Raw genomic sequence first — 18,359 nt, forward strand, 5'->3', positions numbered from 1 at the left:
ACAGATGTTGGCTGTTTGATATTTTCACTTAACACTAAAGGGCTATTGGTGAGAAAATCAGTGCATTATTCTGGTGTGTGGTGCACTAATCTCGTGCAACGGTGTATTAAATTCCCGGATGAAAGCGGCACTGGCATTTTGCTGCGGCGATGTAATTCAATATAATTTTGAATTATAAGAAAAACGGTCGGTATTGATTGAACTACTGGCCGTTTTTTTATTCTTGTTGTGATTTCATGGCTATTTAAGATGTTTTCATAGCTTTTATGTGGCATTTCTCGTCAAAGCGATGGCTGAGCTCAAAAGAAGAGTGGAAAAAACTTGAGCTTAAGATCACAAATCAATACAATCTGCGCTCTTTGAACATTCGGTAAGGATTCTTTCGATTACCGGAGATACCAATGGCTTTATCGCCATGCCTGTCAGGATCTATTCCTGCCTATACAACAAAATGTTGTGCCAATGCGCTTTAATGCGCTTTCTGATTTACAATCAGTGATTAATTTTTTCAAACCAGAGGTGCAAATTGGACATTTTCAATTTCGTCCTGGACAACTGGGAAATCATTGCATCCCGAACTGCAGAACATCTGACCCTGGTGAGTTTAGCCGTAGGCTTGGCGATCCTGACAGGTGTACCCATCGGTATTGCAATTACTCAGAATCAGCGTGCAGCAAATATCGTGCTGTATGTTGCGTCCATTATCATTACTATCCCGTCGATAGCCTTATTCGGAATTATGATCCCGGTGTTGTCGATCATCGGTCAGGGAATAGGCTATGTGCCAGCAGTGATTGCGGTGTTGCTGTACTCACAGCTACCAATCATTCGTAACACGTACACTGCGATTAATAATGTTGAACCAGCCCTTCGCGAAGCGGCGAGAGGTATTGGTCTGACAAATGCTCAGCGTTTGCGGCTGGTAGAAATACCGCTTTCCATACCTGTCATTATGGCTGGCGTGCGTACCGCTGTGGTGATGAATATTGGCGTTATGGCTATCGCAACGTATATCGGTGCTGGTGGTCTGGGTACCTTCATTGCTCGTGGTATCAGCCAATCCGATCCGCGTCAGTTGATTGTTGGTGCGGTTGCGGTGAGTTTACTGGCGATCTTTGCCGACACTTTGTTGGCGATGATTCAGAAGAAATTTACGCCCAAAGGTGTCGTGGTTCACGGCTAGGGTTTTGTGTTAGAAGAGGGCGTTTTCATGATCAAACTTGAGAACCTGACAAAAATTTTTCAAACACCACAGGGCGTGGTGACGGCTGCCGACCACATTAATATGGAAGTTCCTACGGGCGAGATTTGTGTGTTGCTTGGCCCATCAGGTTGCGGAAAAACAACAACATTAAAAATGATCAACCGTCTGGTGACACCAACATCAGGTAAGGTCTATATCAATGGTGAAGATACCACGGATATCGATACGGTGACTTTACGTCGTAATATTGGCTATGTGATCCAGCAGATTGGCCTGTTTCCTAATATGACCATTGAAGAAAACATTGCGCTGATACCTAAGCTGGTGGGCTGGGATCAACAGCGTTGTGTTAACCGTGCCAAAGAACTGTTAGACATGGTAGCGCTGGATCCGAATACCTTTATGAAGCGTTATCCTAATGAACTGTCGGGTGGTCAGCAACAACGTGTCGGGGTGGCGCGTGCACTGGCAGCAGATGCGCCGGTTTTGTTGATGGATGAGCCTTTTGGAGCCATTGACCCAATTAACCGGGAAGTGATTCAGAATGAATTCCTGAAGATGAATAAAGAACTGAAGAAAACCATCATGTTCGTGTCACACGATATTGATGAAGCTGTGAAAATGGCCAATAAAGTTGCCATATTCCGCGATGGCCAGCTTGAGCAGTTTTCAAGCCCGGATCAGCTTCTTGCCCATCCCGCGTCTGATTTTGTAACCGACTTTGTCGGTACTGACCGTACATTAAAGCGTCTGCAGTTGGCAACGGCTGGTGAAGTCATGGAGCGTCAGGTTCCAACCGTAATGCCAGACGATAATCTGACTGTTGCAATGCAGAAAATGGAAACGTATGGCCATGGCATGATCGTGATGGTTAACAAGCAAAACCAGCCTGTTGGTATCATTAACAGGTCCGTTGCATTCAGTAAACGCGGACTGTGTGGTGAACATTTCGATGGTCTGCCAGTTGTGATGAAACAACAGCAGGATCTGCGGGCGGTTGTGTCAAAAATGTTTGCTCATGATATTAGCTGGCTAGCTGTGGTTGATGAGCAAGGTCGCTTGTGTGGTGAAATTTCACAGCGTGGCATTACCCACCATTTGGGTGCAAGCTATCGCACAAAGGGGTAAGCCGTGAAGCGTGAACCGTTAAAACAGATCTTGCTAGTCATCACCGTGATCGCCGCTTTTATGTTGGGTGTTCAGCTACAATCCAGTGGTTTTGTCGATGACTTTCTCTATTACTGGGAAGATATCGTCTATCTTTCTATTGAACACGTGAAGCTGACGTTGATCTCGGGAAGCATTGCAATTGTTGTGGCTGTGCCGGTGGGTATCGTTCTGAGCCGTCCGTCTTTACGACGTTACTCAGAGGCAATGATGCAGGTTTTCAATATCGGGTCTACCGTGCCGACGCTGGCTGTATTGGCACTGTCGATGACCTTGTTGGGTATTGGCAATACACCGGCGATCTTCGCTCTGGCTATCGCCACGGTATTACCTATTGTGCGCAATACCTTTACGGGGTTGATTACTGTACCTGGCCACCTGAAAGAAGCGGCAACCGGTATGGGGCTGACACCGATGCAGCAGTTGATCAAGGTTGAACTGCCGAATGCATTATTTGTTATTCTGGCGGGTGTTCGTACTGCCTTTGCGATTAATATCGGTACCGTACCTCTGGCTTTTCTGATCGGCGGAACCGGTTTGGGTGAACTGATTTTCACCGGTATCGATCTGGATGATTTGTCTATGATGTTGGCAGGAGCCATCCCGACAGCCTCGCTGGCAGTGCTGTTTGATATTGGGTTCGGCTCCCTGACCTTCATGATGGTCAGGAAAGGGGTTAACCCGTTGCGTAACCAACCGGCTTAATGTTCATATCGGTTTAATATCATTGGATGAGTGCCTTGGAAAAATCTGTTTGACAAGGTACCGGAATAATCAACATCGTTTTGACGAGTTAATTATAACAAGAGGAAAATATGTCTAAATTACATTTTATTGCATCAGCTGCACTGATCGCACTGACTTCAACCTTGGCTCAGGCTGCTGATCTGGTCGTTGGTGGTAAAGGTTTCACCGAGCAACTGCTGATTGCATCGATATCAGAGCAATACCTGGATGCACAGGGTTATGATGTAGATAAACGTGATGGAATGGGCTCTACTGTGCTGCGTAAAGCGCAGGAAAATGGCCAGATTGATCTGTACTGGGAGTACACTGGCACTTCTCTGATCACCTTTAACAAGGTTAAAGACCGTTTATCAGCAGAAGAAACCTATGCGAAAGTTAAAGAGCTGGACGCTAAAAAAGGTTTGGTTTGGCTGAACGCTTCTGAGGCCAATAATACCTATGCGCTGGCGATGCGTCGTGCTGATGCCGCAGCGAAAGGTATCGTGTCTATCAGCGATCTGGCGAAGTGGGTAAAAGGTGAAGGTAAAGATACTATTTTTGCCTCAAATATTGAGTTTGCAGCTCGCCCGGATGGACTGCGTCCATTGCAGAAAGTGTACGATTTTAAGTTTGACCGTCCAAATGTGAAGAAAATGAACTCGGGTCTGACTTACCAGGCACTGAAAGCGGGTGAAGTTGAGCTTGCTCTTGTATTCGCGACAGATGGCCGCATTAAAGCATTTGATTTTATAGTGTTGAAAGATGATAAAGGCTTCTTCCCTAACTACGCACTGGCACCTGTTGTGCGTGAAGATACGCTGAAGAAGTTTCCTCTGCTGGCTGAACAGTTGAATAAACTATCGGCATTGCTGAATGACGAAGTAATGGCAACCATGAATGCAAAAGTGGACGTGGAACGCCTGAGCATCGAATCAGTAGCGAAAGCATTCTTGCAGGAAAATGGCCTGCTTTAAAGTCATGCTTCACGTTAAGTAACAAAGACAAGAGAAGGGCCAGCGATTGTCGCTGGCCCTTCTCTTTTGGCCCTTTTTCTTCTGGATCAGAGATGAAAATGAAAAACGAATTACATGTGGGAATCGCCCAGATCGCGCCAGTGTTGGGCAATGTTGACGCCAACCTGCAGCAACATCTGACCTATATTGCGCAGGCAAGAGAGCTGGGGATCGAGTTACTGCTGTTTCCTGAACTATCGTTAACCGGTTATAGCTTGCAGGACAAAGCACTGGAAGTGGCAATGCCTGCTGATGCCCCATTATTTGGTGAGCTTTCCGCGGCGGCTGGCGATATGGTGATTAGTGTCGGTTTTGTTGAGGAAGCGGCTCCTGGCGAGTTCTATAATGCCCAGGCAATGGTAAAAAATGGCCAGATGATCCATCTGCACCGTAAGCTGAACCTGCCCAACTATGGCGGGTTGGAAGAAGCTAAATGGTACAGTAAAGGTCAGGATCTCGAACCGTGTGAACCGTATAAAGGCTGGCTGACCCATACCCTGATCTGTGCTGATTTGTGGAACCCGGCGTTGCCACATCTTGCCATGTTGGACAAACCTTCTCTGTTGCTGGCACCGGTTAACTCGGCAGCAGATATTGTTTCAGATGATTTTTCCAATCCGCAGGGGTGGAAGACCAATACTGACTTTATTGCGATGACTTACGGTGTGCCATTATTGATGGCAAACAGTTGTGCCCGTGAAGGAAATAGCCAGTTCTGGGGTGGTTCGCGTATTCTTGATGCATTTGGTCACTGTCTGGCTGAAGCGGGTGCGGAAGCGGCATTAATTAGCGCTACTGTGTCGTTAAGTGATACACGTACCGCGCGTTTTCAGTTACCCACTATTCGAGATGCTGATTCCCGCCTGGTATTGAACCTATTGCAAAAACGGGTAGGTTAGCTTGAAATACCAAATCCATTAATTATCTGAATAGCGTAGTTTTATCTGAAAGCCACTTAAACACGGTATATTTAAGTGGTTTGGGTATATAAAGAAACAGGGAAATAAACACGTCAGATTCATTTTTAGGGCAAAAGTTAGTAGAGAAGAGAGGGAAAACATATTTAAACACTCTGTCACAAGCTAAAAGGCTGATAGATTTCAGCTGTCTGATATTTTTGCCCACTACTAAAGTGTTATTGACGGAAAAGTCAGTGCATTATTCTGGTGTGTGGTGCACTGATCTCGTGCAATGGTGCACTAAATTCGCGGATAAAAGCGGTGCTATAACTTCAATCATGATTTTGTTAGCAAACAATAAATCAATATAATAGCTTGAAATTGTTTGGATTAATAAAATAGTCCGGCAAGAAATAACAATGCTGGCACTCTCTTTGCTGTAACTCAGTTAATTACGTACATGGAATACGTAGAAGGATATGAGTTATGCCATATAAAGAGTTTGCGACAGATATTGTTAATTTCACAACCGTTACCTCAAAGGAACCGAGGCAAGCGGGCAAAGTCAGTTTAGTCGGAGCCGGCCCCGGCGATCCGGATCTTCTGACCTTAAAGGCACTGCGGGTGATTCAGAATGCCGATCTGATCTTGTTTGATCGTCTGGTGAGTAAAGAGATCTGTCAGCTATTCCCGCCTTCAACACCTGCGATCTATGTTGGTAAAGCAAAAGATTGTCACAGTGTTCCCCAAAATGAAATTAATGAACTGCTTATTGCTAAAGCACAGCAAGGGTTGAATATCTGCCGCCTGAAAGGGGGGGATTCGTTTGTATTTGGCCGTGGCGGTGAAGAAATGCTCTGCCTGATGCAAGCGGGTATTGAGGTTGAACTGGTCCCCGGTATTACTGCCGCTGCCGGTTGCACCAGTTATGCGGGGATCCCGTTAACGCACCGGGGCCTGTCTCAGGGCTGCACGTTTGTCACGGCTCATGCGGAAAAAGAACTCGATATTCGCTGGCAAAGTCTGGCCCAGCTTGATCACACCCTGGTATTTTACATGGGCTTGAGCAAAGCACAGATGATAGCAGACCGATTAATAGAAGCAGGTTTGGATACCAGTACACCAGCTGCACTCATTGAGAACGGTTGTTGCCCGCAGCAGCGTGTGGTTCGCGGGAAATTATATCAGTTAGCAGAGCTGGTCAGCCGGGAGCAGGTGAAATCTCCGGCACTGATTGTGATTGGCAAAGTCGTCGATCTTGCTGATCAGTTGCAGTGGTTTAGGTCGATGGATCATTCAGAGCTAAAAAGATTATCAGCTTAAAAATTAGATTATAAGAACTTATAAGAATTCAGCCTTAAAAAAATATATCGAGAGGAAGTAACATGGATAAACAACGTATCGTCGTCGTTGGAAACGGGATGGTTGGACACAAATTTATTGACACATTAGTGCAGGATGCCAGTGCTGATGAATTCGACATTGTGACTTTTTCAGAAGAACCGCGACTCGCTTATGATCGGGTACAGTTGAGCGCGTATTTCACCGGAACAACAGCCGAAGAACTGGCATTAACCGACGAAGGGTATTATCACGAACACGGGGTTAACTTCGTGCTTAGCGATAAGGTTGTTGAACTGGATACGGCGAATAACACTGTCATTACTGCTAGTGGCCGAAAAGAATCGTATGACAAATTGGTGCTTGCTACCGGCTCATACCCGTTTGTTCCGCCGATACCGGGCAATGACCAGCCACACTGCCTAGTTTATCGCACCATTGAAGATCTTGAAGCTATTACCGCATCTGGTGAACACAGTCAGGTCGGGGTGGTGATTGGTGGCGGGCTGTTGGGCCTTGAAGCGGCGAATGCCTTAAAAAATCTGGGTGTGGAAACCCATGTCGTGGAATTTGCACCACGGTTAATGGCGGTCCAGCTTGATGACGGAGGTGCCAAACTGCTGCAGCGAAAGATTGAGCAGCTTGGCGTACAGGTTCACACCGAAAAAGCGACCACGGAAATTGTGGCCGGTGAAACCTGTCGTTATCGAATGAATTTTGCTGATGGCAGCTACCTTGAAACCGACATGATTGTGTTCTCTGCAGGTATTCGACCGCAAGATGAGCTGGCGCGTGAATATGGCCTGGAGATCGGTGAGCGCGGCGGGATTGTGATCAACGATAATTGCCAGACCAGTATTGAGAATGTTTACGCGGTTGGCGAGTGTGCGCTGTGGGACGGGCGAATATTTGGTCTGATTGCACCGGGTTACAGTATGGCCAAGGTGGCCGCATCCCATATCTGTGGTGGTGAGGACGCTTTCACCGGGGCTGACATGAGTACAAAACTCAAATTACTCGGTGTTGATGTTGCCAGTATTGGTGATGCTCACGGTCAGACGCCAGGTGCCCAATCTTATACTTTTAATGATGAAGTGGAGCAGATCTACAAGCGTCTGATTGTATCGGAAGATGGCAAGAAAGTGCTGGGCGCTGTGCTGATCGGTGATGTGGAAGCGTATGGCAATCTGCTGCAGATGATGCTTAACGATATGGAGTTACCGGAGAATCCTGCCGCGTTGATCCTGCCTGCCGTAGACGGTGAAGCTGCTGCCGGCTTAGGTATTGATGCCTTACCGGATACTGCTCAAATCTGTTCCTGTTTTGATGTCACCAAAGGCCAGATCGTAGAAGCGGTCGCCAGTGGTTGTACCGACATGGCCGGGATCAAAGGGCTGACTAAAGCCTCGACAGGTTGCGGTGGCTGTGCTGCTTTAGCAAAACAGGTGCTCGATAGCGAGCTGGCTAATCTCGGTTTTGAAGTGAAAAATGACATTTGTGAACATTTTGCTTATTCCCGCAAAGAGCTAGCTGACATCGTACGGGTCAAGGAAATTAAAACCTTTGATGAACTGCTTGAAAGTCACGGTAGCGGGCTCGGGTGCGAGGTATGCAAACCGACCGTCGGCTCTATTCTGGCTTCGTTCTGGAATGACTATGTGCTGGAAGACGAGCATATCGAATTGCAGGATACCAATGACATATTCCTAGGCAATATGCAGAAAGACGGTACCTATTCCGTTGTACCACGGATGGCGGGTGGTGAAGTTACTCCTGAGAAGTTGATTGCATTAGGGGTCGTGGCACAAGAATTTAATCTTTACACCAAAATCACCGGCGGGCAACGAGTCGATTTATTTGGTGCCCAGCTTCATGAGCTGCCTGTTATCTGGAAAAAGCTGATTGATGCGGGTTTTGAAACCGGCCACGCCTACGGGAAATCAGTGCGAACCGTGAAATCGTGTGTCGGCAGTACCTGGTGTCGATACGGTGTCAATGACAGCCTGGGTTTCGCCATTAATATGGAGAACCGCTATAAAGGATTACGTTCGCCCCACAAGCTGAAATTTGCAGTGTCCGGTTGTACCCGTGAATGTGCGGAAGCGCAGTCGAAAGATGTCGGGGTGATCGCCACTGAAAATGGCTGGAATCTTTATGTCTGCGGTAATGGCGGGATGCGGCCACGCCATGCTGACTTGTTTGCCTCTGATCTCGATGATCAGACGCTGCTGAAATACATTGATCGTTTCCTGATGTTCTATATCCGCACCGCCGATCGCCTGCAGCGCACGTCTGTTTGGCTGGAAAGTCTCGAAGGCGGTCTGGATTACCTGAAAGATGTCATCATCAACGACAAACTGGGGCTCGCCGATGAATTAGAAGCGGACATGGCAAACACCATCAGCAATTATCAGTGCGAGTGGAAAACCACGATTGAAAGCCCTGAAAAACTGAAACGCTTCCAGCATTTTATCAATAGCAATGAGCCGGACAATAAACTGACTTATGTCGTTGAGCGGGACCAGCGTCGCCCGGCATCGAAGCAAGAACGTATTCAAGTCATTGAGTTAACTGATTAAGAGGGTAGGGACATGAATAACTGGAAAACTATCTGTAAGCATAGCGATTTAATTTCAGGCACGGGTCTCTGTGCTTTGCTTGATGAAGAGCAGGTTGCCATTTTTTTCTGTGGTCGTAGTAATGCCCTGTATGCCTTATCGAATTATGATCCCATCGGCGATGCGAATGTACTTTCCCGGGGCATCATGGGTTCAGTCAATGGGGATGCCGTAGTGGCTTCACCACTCTACAAACAACACTTTAACCTTGAAACCGGAGAGTGCCTGGAAGAGCCGGAGCATCAACTCAAGACGTATCCGGTTCGCCTCCAAGATGGGGTCGTCCAGCTGCAAGCCGCATAGTTTTGATATGACTAGCCTTGATATAAATAGTCTTAATATGAGTGATTTAGTTTAGCAATGCACCGTCATTCCCGCGAAGGCGGGAATCCATTTAAGTAGAACACCAATAATTATTTCATATGGTTTGAATTACTTATCGAGATAAATTCTCCTTTGTATCTCATCGTTCGGGCCCTCGCGGCCCTTTTTTTTGCTCATTTTCCCCCTGCACTTGATTGTCTCCTTATTGATTGCATTCACTCAGCCTTGTTTCGTCTTGGTGCATTAACTTAGCACCTCGCCCAACATTAGCGCTTCGACAGGCTGTAATTCGTTAAATGCGTTTGTAACTATATGTTTTATTACATATTTTGTTGTGGCGCGATTTCTGCATTAACAGGAAAGGATATATTAAATTAAAGGACTTGCAGAATGAGCAATAAGGACAAATTCAATATTTTTTCATTTACCGGCAAGATGAAGGTGCTTCATCTCAGTTGGTTTGCTTTTTTTATCACCTTTATGGTGTGGTTTAACTTTGCCCCCCTATTACAAGCGGTTAAGAGCTCTTTGGGGCTCACTACCGCAGAGATTAAAACGCTGCTCATTCTGAATGTGGCCTTTACTATTCCCGCACGTGTTGTGATTGGCATGCTGACGGACAAATATGGCCCGCGGTTAGTGTATTCCGCGTTGCTAGCCATTTGTTCCATTCCTTGTTTTGCGTTTGCACTGTCTGATTCGTTTATTCAGGCAGCAATCGCCCGTTTTGCCTTAGGCTTTATTGGTGCAGGTTTTGTGGTCGGTATTCGTTTAGTGTCAGAGTGGTTTCCACACAATGAATTAGGAACGGCAGAGGGGATCTATGGTGGTTGGGGTAACTTTGGCTCAGCCGCTGCAGCATTTACTTTACCAACGGTGGCCATACTGTTTGGTGGTGAAGATGGCTGGCGTTATGCCATGGCTATCACCGGTATATTGAGTTTACTCTTTTCCTTTGTGTTTTATGCCAATGTGACTGATACCCCTAAAGGATCGACCTATTTCCGTCCGAAAAACCTAGGGGCGATGGAAGTCACATCCAAATGCGACTTCTTCCTGCTGCTAGTTATGAAATTACCGATGTACGCGGCTCTGGCTTTACTGGCATGGAAGCTATCGCCTGCTGGTATTTCAATGCTATCGGATACCGTTGTTAATATGACTTATGCCGGTCTGATTGCTTTGTACCTTTACGAACTGGTACAAACCTGGAAGGTAAATAAGGGGATTTTTACTCAGCCAGTCCCCGAGTTGCACAGATACAAATTCAAGCAGGTTGCTGTTCTGAATATCCTTTACTTTGCCACTTTTGGCTCTGAACTGGCCGTCATATCGATGTTACCGCTGTTCTTTTCCGAAACATTTGAACTGACACCCGTGATGGCTGGAATGGTGGCTTCTGCTTACGCTTTCATGAACTTAATGTCACGCCCTGGTGGTGGCTGGATCTCGGATAAGTTTGGTCGCAAACCTACTTTATTGATCCTGACCGCAGGTCTGGCTGTGGGGTATTTCCTCATGGGGCAGGTAAACAGTGACTGGCCGGTATGGCTGGCAGTGGTTGCTGCGATGGCTTGTTCTTTCTTTGTCCAATCAGGCGAGGGCGCCGTATTTGCCACAGTGCCTTTGATCAAACGCCGTATGACGGGGCAGATTGCCGGTATGACCGGTGCGTATGGCAATGTTGGCGCGGTCTGTTACCTGACCGTACTTTCATTTGTTGATTACGGTACATTTTTCTATGTTATTGCAGCAACGGCAGTTTTAGGTTTTGTGACCTTGTTATTGATGGAAGAGCCATCAGGACAGATTGCTGAAATCAATGAAGATGGCAGTGTTACTTTGATTGATGTTGCTCATAATTAAGCGACAAGTTCAAAAAAGCAAACGGCCAGGTTTCTGGCCGTTTCAGATGAATGAGCGATTTGGAAAATAAGGATGTTTATGACAGCCATGGTGAAATCTCCTGAAATCTCCGTGGGGAGACCGCAGCGATCTGCTGATACCTTACAGGTCATGGTCGGCGGTTATTCGAGTGCCGGAGTCAGGGCGGTAAACCAGGATGCCTTTGCGGTAAAGCTGCCAAGCCAGGATGGGGTGGTGAAGTATAAGGGGATCGTGGCCTGTATGGCTGACGGGGTCAGTTGCAGTGAACATGCCCAACAGGCCAGCCATACCAGTGTGACTCAGTTTATTGAAGACTATTACTGCACCCCCGATAGTTGGAATGTCAGAAAGTCAGCGGCCCGGGTACTGAGTTCATTAAACGGCTGGTTATATCATCATGGTAAGCAAAGTGATCTGCGCCATAACGGTCTGGTCACGACGTTTAGCGGCGCAGTATTCAAATCAAATACGGCACATCTTGTTCATGCCGGTGACAGCCGGATCTATCGTTTTCGTCATGGAAAGCTGAAACAGTTGACCCGCGACCATTGTCACAAACAAAACGGCCGTAATAGTTTTCTGACCCGTGCTTTGGGTATGGATAACCACTTGGAAGTGGACTACCAGCAAGAAAGCCTGGAAGTGGGTGATATATTTTTATTGTCGACAGATGGTCTGCATGAGTGGCTGAGCGCCCTTGAAATTAAGGCATTGCTGGGTCGAGAACAAAGTGACTTAGAATTGCTGGCAAAACAAATTGCCCGGCAGGCAAAGACCAATGGCAGTGACGATAACCTCAGTTGTCTGCTGGTGAAAATTGTCAGTGTTCCCACGGCCGATGTTGATGAGATCCACCGCCAGTTAACCCAGCTGGTTATTCCGCCGGTAATGCGTGTCGGTAACACAATTGATCAGTTTGAAGTGCTTAAAGTGATCCATAGCGGCACCCGGAGCCATGTTTATCTGGTCGAAGATCGAACCGACAGGCATCGTTATATCTTAAAGGCACCGTCGCAAAATTTTGCTGAGGATGCTTTGTATCTGGAAGGATTTGTCCGTGAACAATGGATAGGTCGCAGACTCCGCCATTCGAGTATCATGAAAATTTACGAGCGCCCTGCGAGTTCCCCATTTTTATATCATCTGTGTGAGTATATTGAAGGCCAGAGCTTGCGGCAGTGGATGTTTGATAATCCGAATCCCGGCTTTGAACAGGTACGTGATATCACGGCTGGAATGATCAAAGCGCTAAGAGTTTTTCAGCGGATGGGCATGGTACACCGTGATCTGAAGCCGGAAAATATCTTGCTCACGAGCAAGGGGCGGCTTGTATTGATTGATTTTGGGACGGTACAAGCTGATGGCCTGGATGAAATTGCCACGCCACTCACAGAAGACGTACCGATGGGATCGGTAGACTATATTGCACCGGAATACCGTAATGGTGAACGAGCCCAGCATTACTCAGATATCTTCTCTTTAGGCGTGATCGTGTATGAAATGCTTACTGGAAAGTTACCCTATAAAACGACGTCCTCTCATTCAATTCAATTACCGCGCTATCAGGATTGGGAGTACCATTCTGCTCGTCAGCACCGAGACGATATTCCGCTTTGGCTCGATCTTGCACTGAAGAAAGTTTGCCATCCATCACCTCAATTACGCTATCAGGCGATGTCAGAGTTTTTGATAGATTTGTCGACACCGAATCAGCAGATATTAAAAAATCATGAAGCCGCTCCTTTCATGGAACGTCACCCGGTACTTTTTTGGAAATTAATTTCGCTGATATTGTTTGTTGTTGTGGTTACTGAGGCTTATTTGCTTATGAAAGCATAATGCTTATCTGGATGGCATCAGGGGAGTACATACCGGGACCAACATCCTTTTAAGTCGTGATATTGTTTATTTGTCTTGTCTAGTCCCAAAAAAGCGCTGATACAAATCGGCGCTTTTTTTATACGCATTTGTTGATTAAGTGAAATGCACTGTTTCTCGTGGTGCACAGTGAAATTGTGAATCGATAAGAAAAAGGTGATCGTCATCATACTTGCAGATAAGTGCTTACACTCTTGTTGCTGACATTGTCCGAGATCATGTTTCGACACAATCGCTAGGTGGTATAAAACAACTCAAGCGAAAAGTCGTGAATTCGATGATACTCATTACATATAGTGTATTTGCTCAGCTGTTAGAATATCCGGCGTATAGAACGGAATATTTAAGCTTTAACAGAGTGCTATCGTAATTAGTATTTGATAATTATGGAGTTTTATAATGACTAGTGCATTTTTCATCCCAACAGTAAACCTAATGGGTGCTGGCTGCCTAACTGAAGCTGTAGATGCTGTAAAAGCACAAGGCTTTAAAAAAGCGTTGATTGTTACTGATAAAATCCTAAGCCAAATCGGCATGGTGAAGCAGGTAGCGGATCTGCTTTCTGAGCGTGAAGTCGAATCTGTTGTTTTTGACGGTACACAACCAAACCCAACAATCGGCAACGTTGAAGCGGGTCTTAAACTGCTAAAAGCAAACGAGTGTGACTGTGTGATCTCTCTTGGTGGCGGCTCTCCACACGACTGTGCGAAAGGTATTGCACTTGTGGCTGCTAACGGCGGCAAGATTGGTGACTACGAAGGTGTTGACCAGTCTGCTAAGCCTCAGTTGCCGCTGATTGCAATTAATACAACAGCGGGTACAGCTTCTGAAATGACTCGTTTCTGCATCATTACTGATGAAGCGCGTCACATCAAGATGGCGATCGTTGACAAGAACACAACACCGCTGATGTCTGTTAATGATCCTAAGCTAATGCTTGCTAAGCCTGCTTCGCTAACAGCGGCAACAGGTATGGACGCACTGACTCACGCTATCGAAGCGTACGTTTCAATTGCGGCAACACCAATTACTGATGCCGTTGCTATCAAAGCAATGGAATTGATTCAGGCTAACCTGCGTACCGCTGTTAAAGATGGCCAGAACCTGGAAGCGCGTGAGCAAATGGCATACGCACAGTTCATGGCAGGTATGGCATTCAACAATGCATCACTGGGTTATGTACACGCAATGGCGCACCAGTTAGGTGGTTTCTACGATCTGCCACACGGTGTATGTAATGCGGTACTGCTTCCTCATGTTCAGCGTTACAACGCACAAGTGTGCCCTGAGCGTCTTCGTGATGTTGCAAAAGCAATGGGCGTAAATGTAGAAGGTATGACAGCAGAGCAAGGTGCTGATGCAGCGCTGGAAGCAATTCAGGTACTGTCTAAAGATGTTGGTATCCCGGCTGGTCTGAAAGAGCTTGGTGCGAAGGATGAAGATATTTCGATTCTTGCGGATAACGCACTGAAAGATGCTTGTGGTTTTACTAACCCGAAACAAGCAACGCACGAAGAAATTTCGGCAATTTATACTGCAGCGATGTAATACGGTATTAATCGTATGGCATAACGCCAGATAAAAATAAAAACGGGCAACACGAAAGTGTTGCCCGTTTTTTTTTGCCTCTAAGACCCAATCCATTAATTATCTAATCATTCAGAAATTAATGAATTGGGTATAATCGTGGTTATCTCTTTTCAAAGTATTTTTATATAGGTATTAGACGATGGTTTAGGGAGGGTAAAGGCTAATGACCTCGTCTTTACTTTTATGAGCTCATTAATGAGCCATATTGAATGAGGATTTAAAATGGCTATTTAAGGGGGATCAGATAATGATGACGATTTCTGTTACAGCAACGGACTAAACATATAAAATAACTGCTCAATGAGTTTATTGAGTACCGGACGTTGGGCCCACTCTTTTTCATCCAGGCAAGTTGAACCTTTAATATACTCTTGTTGCAGCCAGCTCAGCTGTTGGGTGAATTCCAAATCATCAATAGCCATGGTGACTTCAAAGTTCAGCCATAAACTGCGCATATCCAAATTGACGGTGCCAATTAAGCAGTGGCTGTCATCAATAATGACAGATTTGGTATGTAATAACCCACCATGGAAACGATGGATCTTCACACCAGCGCTGAGTAATTCACTAAAAAAGGAGCGGCTGGCCCATTCCACCATCACTGAGTCGTTTTTATCAGGCACAATGATGTGAACGCTGATCCCACGTTGTGATGCACCTTTAAGGGCGTGTTGTAAGTGTTCACTGGGTACAAAATAAGGCGTAGTGATTACCACGCTTTCTTGCGCCTGGTAAATACTGAGTAGTAACACTTGGTGAATAATTTCATCTGGCATGCCCGGGCCGGAGGGGATCACTTGTACAGTATCGGTATTTTCTGCTGATGGTTTGACTTCGCCAGTAGGTAGGGGCGGTAAGAAGCGTTCACCTGTTTCCACCTCCCAATCCCAAGCTTGGATGCCATTAAGAATAGAGACTGCGGGGCCTGTCAGGCGAACCATAACATCAACCCATTGGCCGACGCCGGCATCAACTTTGAAATGCTCAGGATCGACCAAGTTCATTGAACCGGTATAAGCAATCTGGCTATCGATAACCACGATTTTTCGGTGCTGGCGTAAATCCAGGCGTCGCAGGAACACACGCAAAGGGGTAACGGCAAGGGCTTCAGTGATCTCAATCCCCGCATGACGCATCAACTTCGGCCAGTGAGAGCGGAAGAAACGCATACTACCGGCAGAATCGAGTAGTAATTTGACCGATACGCCACGTTTTGCTGCATTAATAAGTGTGATGGCCACTTCATCGGCTAATCCACCCGGATGCCAGATATAAAATTCAAAATGCACCGATTCTGTTGCCTGTTCAATGTCGTCGATCAGTGAACGTAATATCTTATGTGGTGAATCTTGTATCGAAAGTGTGTTGCCGGATAGCCCCGGAATACCCAATCGGTTTTCGCACAAATCACTGATAGGACGGGCATTTTTGCTCATTAACTGGGGTTGGTAGCCCGGACAATCGCTGAGGTGTTGGAACCAGTCAGCAAACGGAACAAGCATTTCTTTAGCGCGTTCAGCTCGTTTTTTACCTAGTTTGAGTTCGCCAAATAAGAAATAAAATATGATGCCGCCGATGGGGATGATATAGATGATCATCAGCCAGGCGAGAGAGACACCAACAACACGGCGTTTGGATACCACACGAATGGTTACACCGGCAATAATCAGCCAGTAAACAAATACAGCTACCCAGGCTAAAACTTGATAAAACTGTTCCATGTGAATGACTTATCAGACCGATTATGTTGTTTCTATTCTGCATCTTTTCATTAAAGAAACATAGCCTTAATACCAATTCAGATCAATATCTGAATCGTGTCGCCTTGTCTGAAAGGTAATGAATTCTCGCTGAACTCTGCATCTTGAGGTGGTGTGGGTATAGATGGATTGGACGTAACAGAGAGAAGCTAAAAGTTCTAGCTAGATAGGATGAATACAAAATAATTGTTTGACTAGCGGCTAAAATCTAACCAAAAGAGGTTGGTTTTTTGTTAAATAAGAGTGATAGATCAAAAAATAGAAACGCAAGCTTCACATTGTATTATTAAACTGTTCTACTTGCCAGTAATGGTAAAGGAATTGGTATTCATCAAGTGTACACAATACTTTACAGGGGCGGGTCGGCGACAATGCAAACAGCGACATAATCAAACACATATCATTAGAGAAGTAGTATGGCTAGTAGCTCAAGAGCGCAATTTAGCTCACGGATAGGATTCATCTTGGCAGCAGCCGGTTCAGCGGTTGGTCTTGGCAATATTTGGGGGTTTCCAACCCAGGCGGCAAGTAACGGTGGTGCTGTTTTTCTTTTAGTTTATCTATTAATGGTTTTTGCGTTGGCTTACCCATTGTTGGTAGCAGAACTGACGATTGGTCGTTACGGCAGTGCAAACCCAATTAAATCAATTCGTTCGATTTGGCCTCAGCAACGAGGTGCCGCAACCGTTCTGGGTATCGCGGGTATGATTGCGGTATCTATGATCCTCAGTTTTTATGCCATTGTTGCGGGTTGGTTATTTGGCTTCCTTGTTGGGCCTATACTCGAAGCCATTGGTTTTGTGGATGCGGCAGTCTGGCTGGAATCATTCAGTGCCAGTCGTAACCTGATTCTGATGGTTGCCTTTATGGTGCTGACTATTATGGTCGTACGTAATGGTGTTGCTAACGGTATTGAACGCTGGTCAACCCGATTAATGCCTGTACTGTTGATTTTGTTTGTTGTCATGGTGGCTTACATTCTGACCCAGGAAGGGGCAATGGAAGGTCTGAAAATGTATCTGGTGCCAGATTTTTCACACCTCAGCCCAGATTTGGTTGTGAGTGCAATGGGCCAGGCCTTCTTCTCACTGTCATTGGGTGTCTGTTCAATGATGGTATATGGCTCTTACCTGAAAAAAGATGCGAATTTACCAAAAACGGCAGCGCAGGTTGCCTTGCTTGATACTTCTGTAGCCTTTATTGCCGGTATGCTTATTTTACCTGCGATGTTCGTCGCGCAGCACAACGGTGTAGAAATCTACAACGAGGCGGGTGCATTGCTGGATTCAGATACTTTGATCTTCAGTGTACTTCCTGCCATGTTCAATACCATGGGTGCTGGTGGTCTGTTTGTCGGCGTGATGTTCTTCGTGCTGATGGTGATTGCAGCTTTAACCTCATCGATTTCAATGCTTGAAGTGCCTGTAGCATGTGCAACCGAAGAGCTGAACCAAGACCGAAAAGTAGCGGTTTGGTGGATTGGCGGTCTGATCACCTTGTTCTCTGCGCTTATCGTATTTAACTTCGGTGATTTATTTGGTTTGGTCATTTCTTTAACCACTGAATATGCACAGCCAATTTTGGGTATGTTGTTCGCTTTACTTGTTGGTTGGGTGTGGAAACGTGACAAAGTACTGAAAGAAATCAAAGAAGGTTACCCGGAGCTGGAACAAGGTCTGTTCTGGAAAATCTGGCCTTGGTATGTACGTGTTGTTTGTCCAATTATGATGTTGATGGTGTTCTTTGCCTGATAAAGAAAGTGAAGACTGAAGATAAAAAGCCGCTCATGATGAGCGGCTTTTGTCTATTTATTGTCTTATATCTGTAGCATTTATACGATGGAACTTATACCAATGGGGATAATTGTCCTCTTCGGTATAAGATTGACGGCAAACGTTGTTTCGCGGATACTGCGCCTCTTTTAAAGAGCGTCTCATCGTTCACTTTTCGGG

The 18,359-nt window shown here is 46.0% G+C and carries 13 protein-coding genes; 12 read left to right on the forward strand and 1 reads right to left on the reverse strand.

Going from position 1 to position 18,359, the window contains the following annotated elements:
* Positions 1–526 precede the first annotated feature (526 nt).
* From L4D76_RS02665 to yiaY, 11 genes are all read left to right on the forward strand, one after another.
* Positions 527–1,183 carry an ABC transporter permease gene (locus L4D76_RS02665; protein WP_428439383.1) on the forward strand — a complete coding sequence of 219 codons (657 nt, stop codon included), beginning with the start codon at positions 527–529 and terminating at the stop codon, positions 1,181–1,183.
* A gap of 27 nt (positions 1,184–1,210) precedes the next feature.
* The gene (locus tag L4D76_RS02670; protein WP_428439384.1) at positions 1,211–2,332 is read left to right on the forward strand and encodes an ABC transporter ATP-binding protein; all 1,122 of its coding nucleotides are present in this window, start codon (positions 1,211–1,213) and stop codon (positions 2,330–2,332) included.
* A 3-nt stretch (positions 2,333–2,335) separates the two neighbouring features.
* Positions 2,336–3,076 (forward strand): ABC transporter permease, encoded by a 741-nt coding sequence (locus L4D76_RS02675; protein ID WP_428439385.1) that lies wholly within the window; start codon positions 2,336–2,338, stop codon positions 3,074–3,076.
* A gap of 110 nt (positions 3,077–3,186) precedes the next feature.
* Positions 3,187–4,071: a glycine betaine ABC transporter substrate-binding protein gene (locus L4D76_RS02680; protein WP_428439386.1), complete on the forward strand. Its 885-nt coding sequence runs from the start codon at positions 3,187–3,189 to the stop codon at positions 4,069–4,071.
* 92 nt (positions 4,072–4,163) lie between these two features.
* Positions 4,164–5,009 (forward strand): nitrilase-related carbon-nitrogen hydrolase, encoded by an 846-nt coding sequence (locus tag L4D76_RS02685; RefSeq protein WP_428439387.1) that lies wholly within the window; start codon positions 4,164–4,166, stop codon positions 5,007–5,009.
* A gap of 486 nt (positions 5,010–5,495) precedes the next feature.
* Positions 5,496–6,332 (forward strand): uroporphyrinogen-III C-methyltransferase, encoded by an 837-nt coding sequence (gene cobA, locus L4D76_RS02690; RefSeq protein ID WP_428439388.1) that lies wholly within the window; start codon positions 5,496–5,498, stop codon positions 6,330–6,332.
* Between the two features lie 62 nt (positions 6,333–6,394).
* Entirely contained in the window at positions 6,395–8,929 is a 2,535-nt protein-coding gene (gene nirB / locus L4D76_RS02695) for a nitrite reductase large subunit NirB (RefSeq protein ID WP_428439389.1), read from the forward strand.
* 12 nt (positions 8,930–8,941) lie between these two features.
* Positions 8,942–9,271, forward strand: coding sequence for a nitrite reductase small subunit NirD (gene nirD / locus L4D76_RS02700; RefSeq protein WP_428439390.1), 330 nt, complete (start codon positions 8,942–8,944; stop codon positions 9,269–9,271).
* Between the two features lie 411 nt (positions 9,272–9,682).
* Positions 9,683–11,158, forward strand: a complete 1,476-nt coding sequence (locus L4D76_RS02705; RefSeq protein ID WP_428439391.1) for a NarK family nitrate/nitrite MFS transporter — start codon at positions 9,683–9,685, stop codon at positions 11,156–11,158.
* Between the two features lie 78 nt (positions 11,159–11,236).
* Complete coding sequence (locus L4D76_RS02710; RefSeq protein WP_428439392.1) at positions 11,237–13,018, forward strand: bifunctional protein-serine/threonine kinase/phosphatase; 1,782 nt, start codon at positions 11,237–11,239, stop codon at positions 13,016–13,018.
* 438 nt (positions 13,019–13,456) lie between these two features.
* Complete coding sequence (yiaY, locus tag L4D76_RS02715; protein ID WP_428439393.1) at positions 13,457–14,605, forward strand: L-threonine dehydrogenase; 1,149 nt, start codon at positions 13,457–13,459, stop codon at positions 14,603–14,605.
* A gap of 305 nt (positions 14,606–14,910) precedes the next feature.
* Here the strand turns inward: yiaY and cls are convergent, their stop codons facing one another.
* A complete protein-coding gene (gene cls / locus L4D76_RS02720; RefSeq protein ID WP_428439394.1) occupies positions 14,911–16,368 on the reverse strand; it encodes a cardiolipin synthase in 1,458 nt (485 codons plus the stop codon).
* Between the two features lie 455 nt (positions 16,369–16,823).
* On the opposite strand from cls, the gene L4D76_RS02725 reads away from it, so the two are divergent.
* Entirely contained in the window at positions 16,824–18,158 is a 1,335-nt protein-coding gene (locus L4D76_RS02725; protein WP_428439395.1) for a sodium-dependent transporter, read from the forward strand.
* Positions 18,159–18,359 lie beyond the last annotated feature (201 nt).

Source organism: Photobacterium sagamiensis, from assembly GCF_050337085.1.
Lineage (GTDB): Bacteria > Pseudomonadota > Gammaproteobacteria > Enterobacterales > Vibrionaceae > Photobacterium > Photobacterium sagamiensis.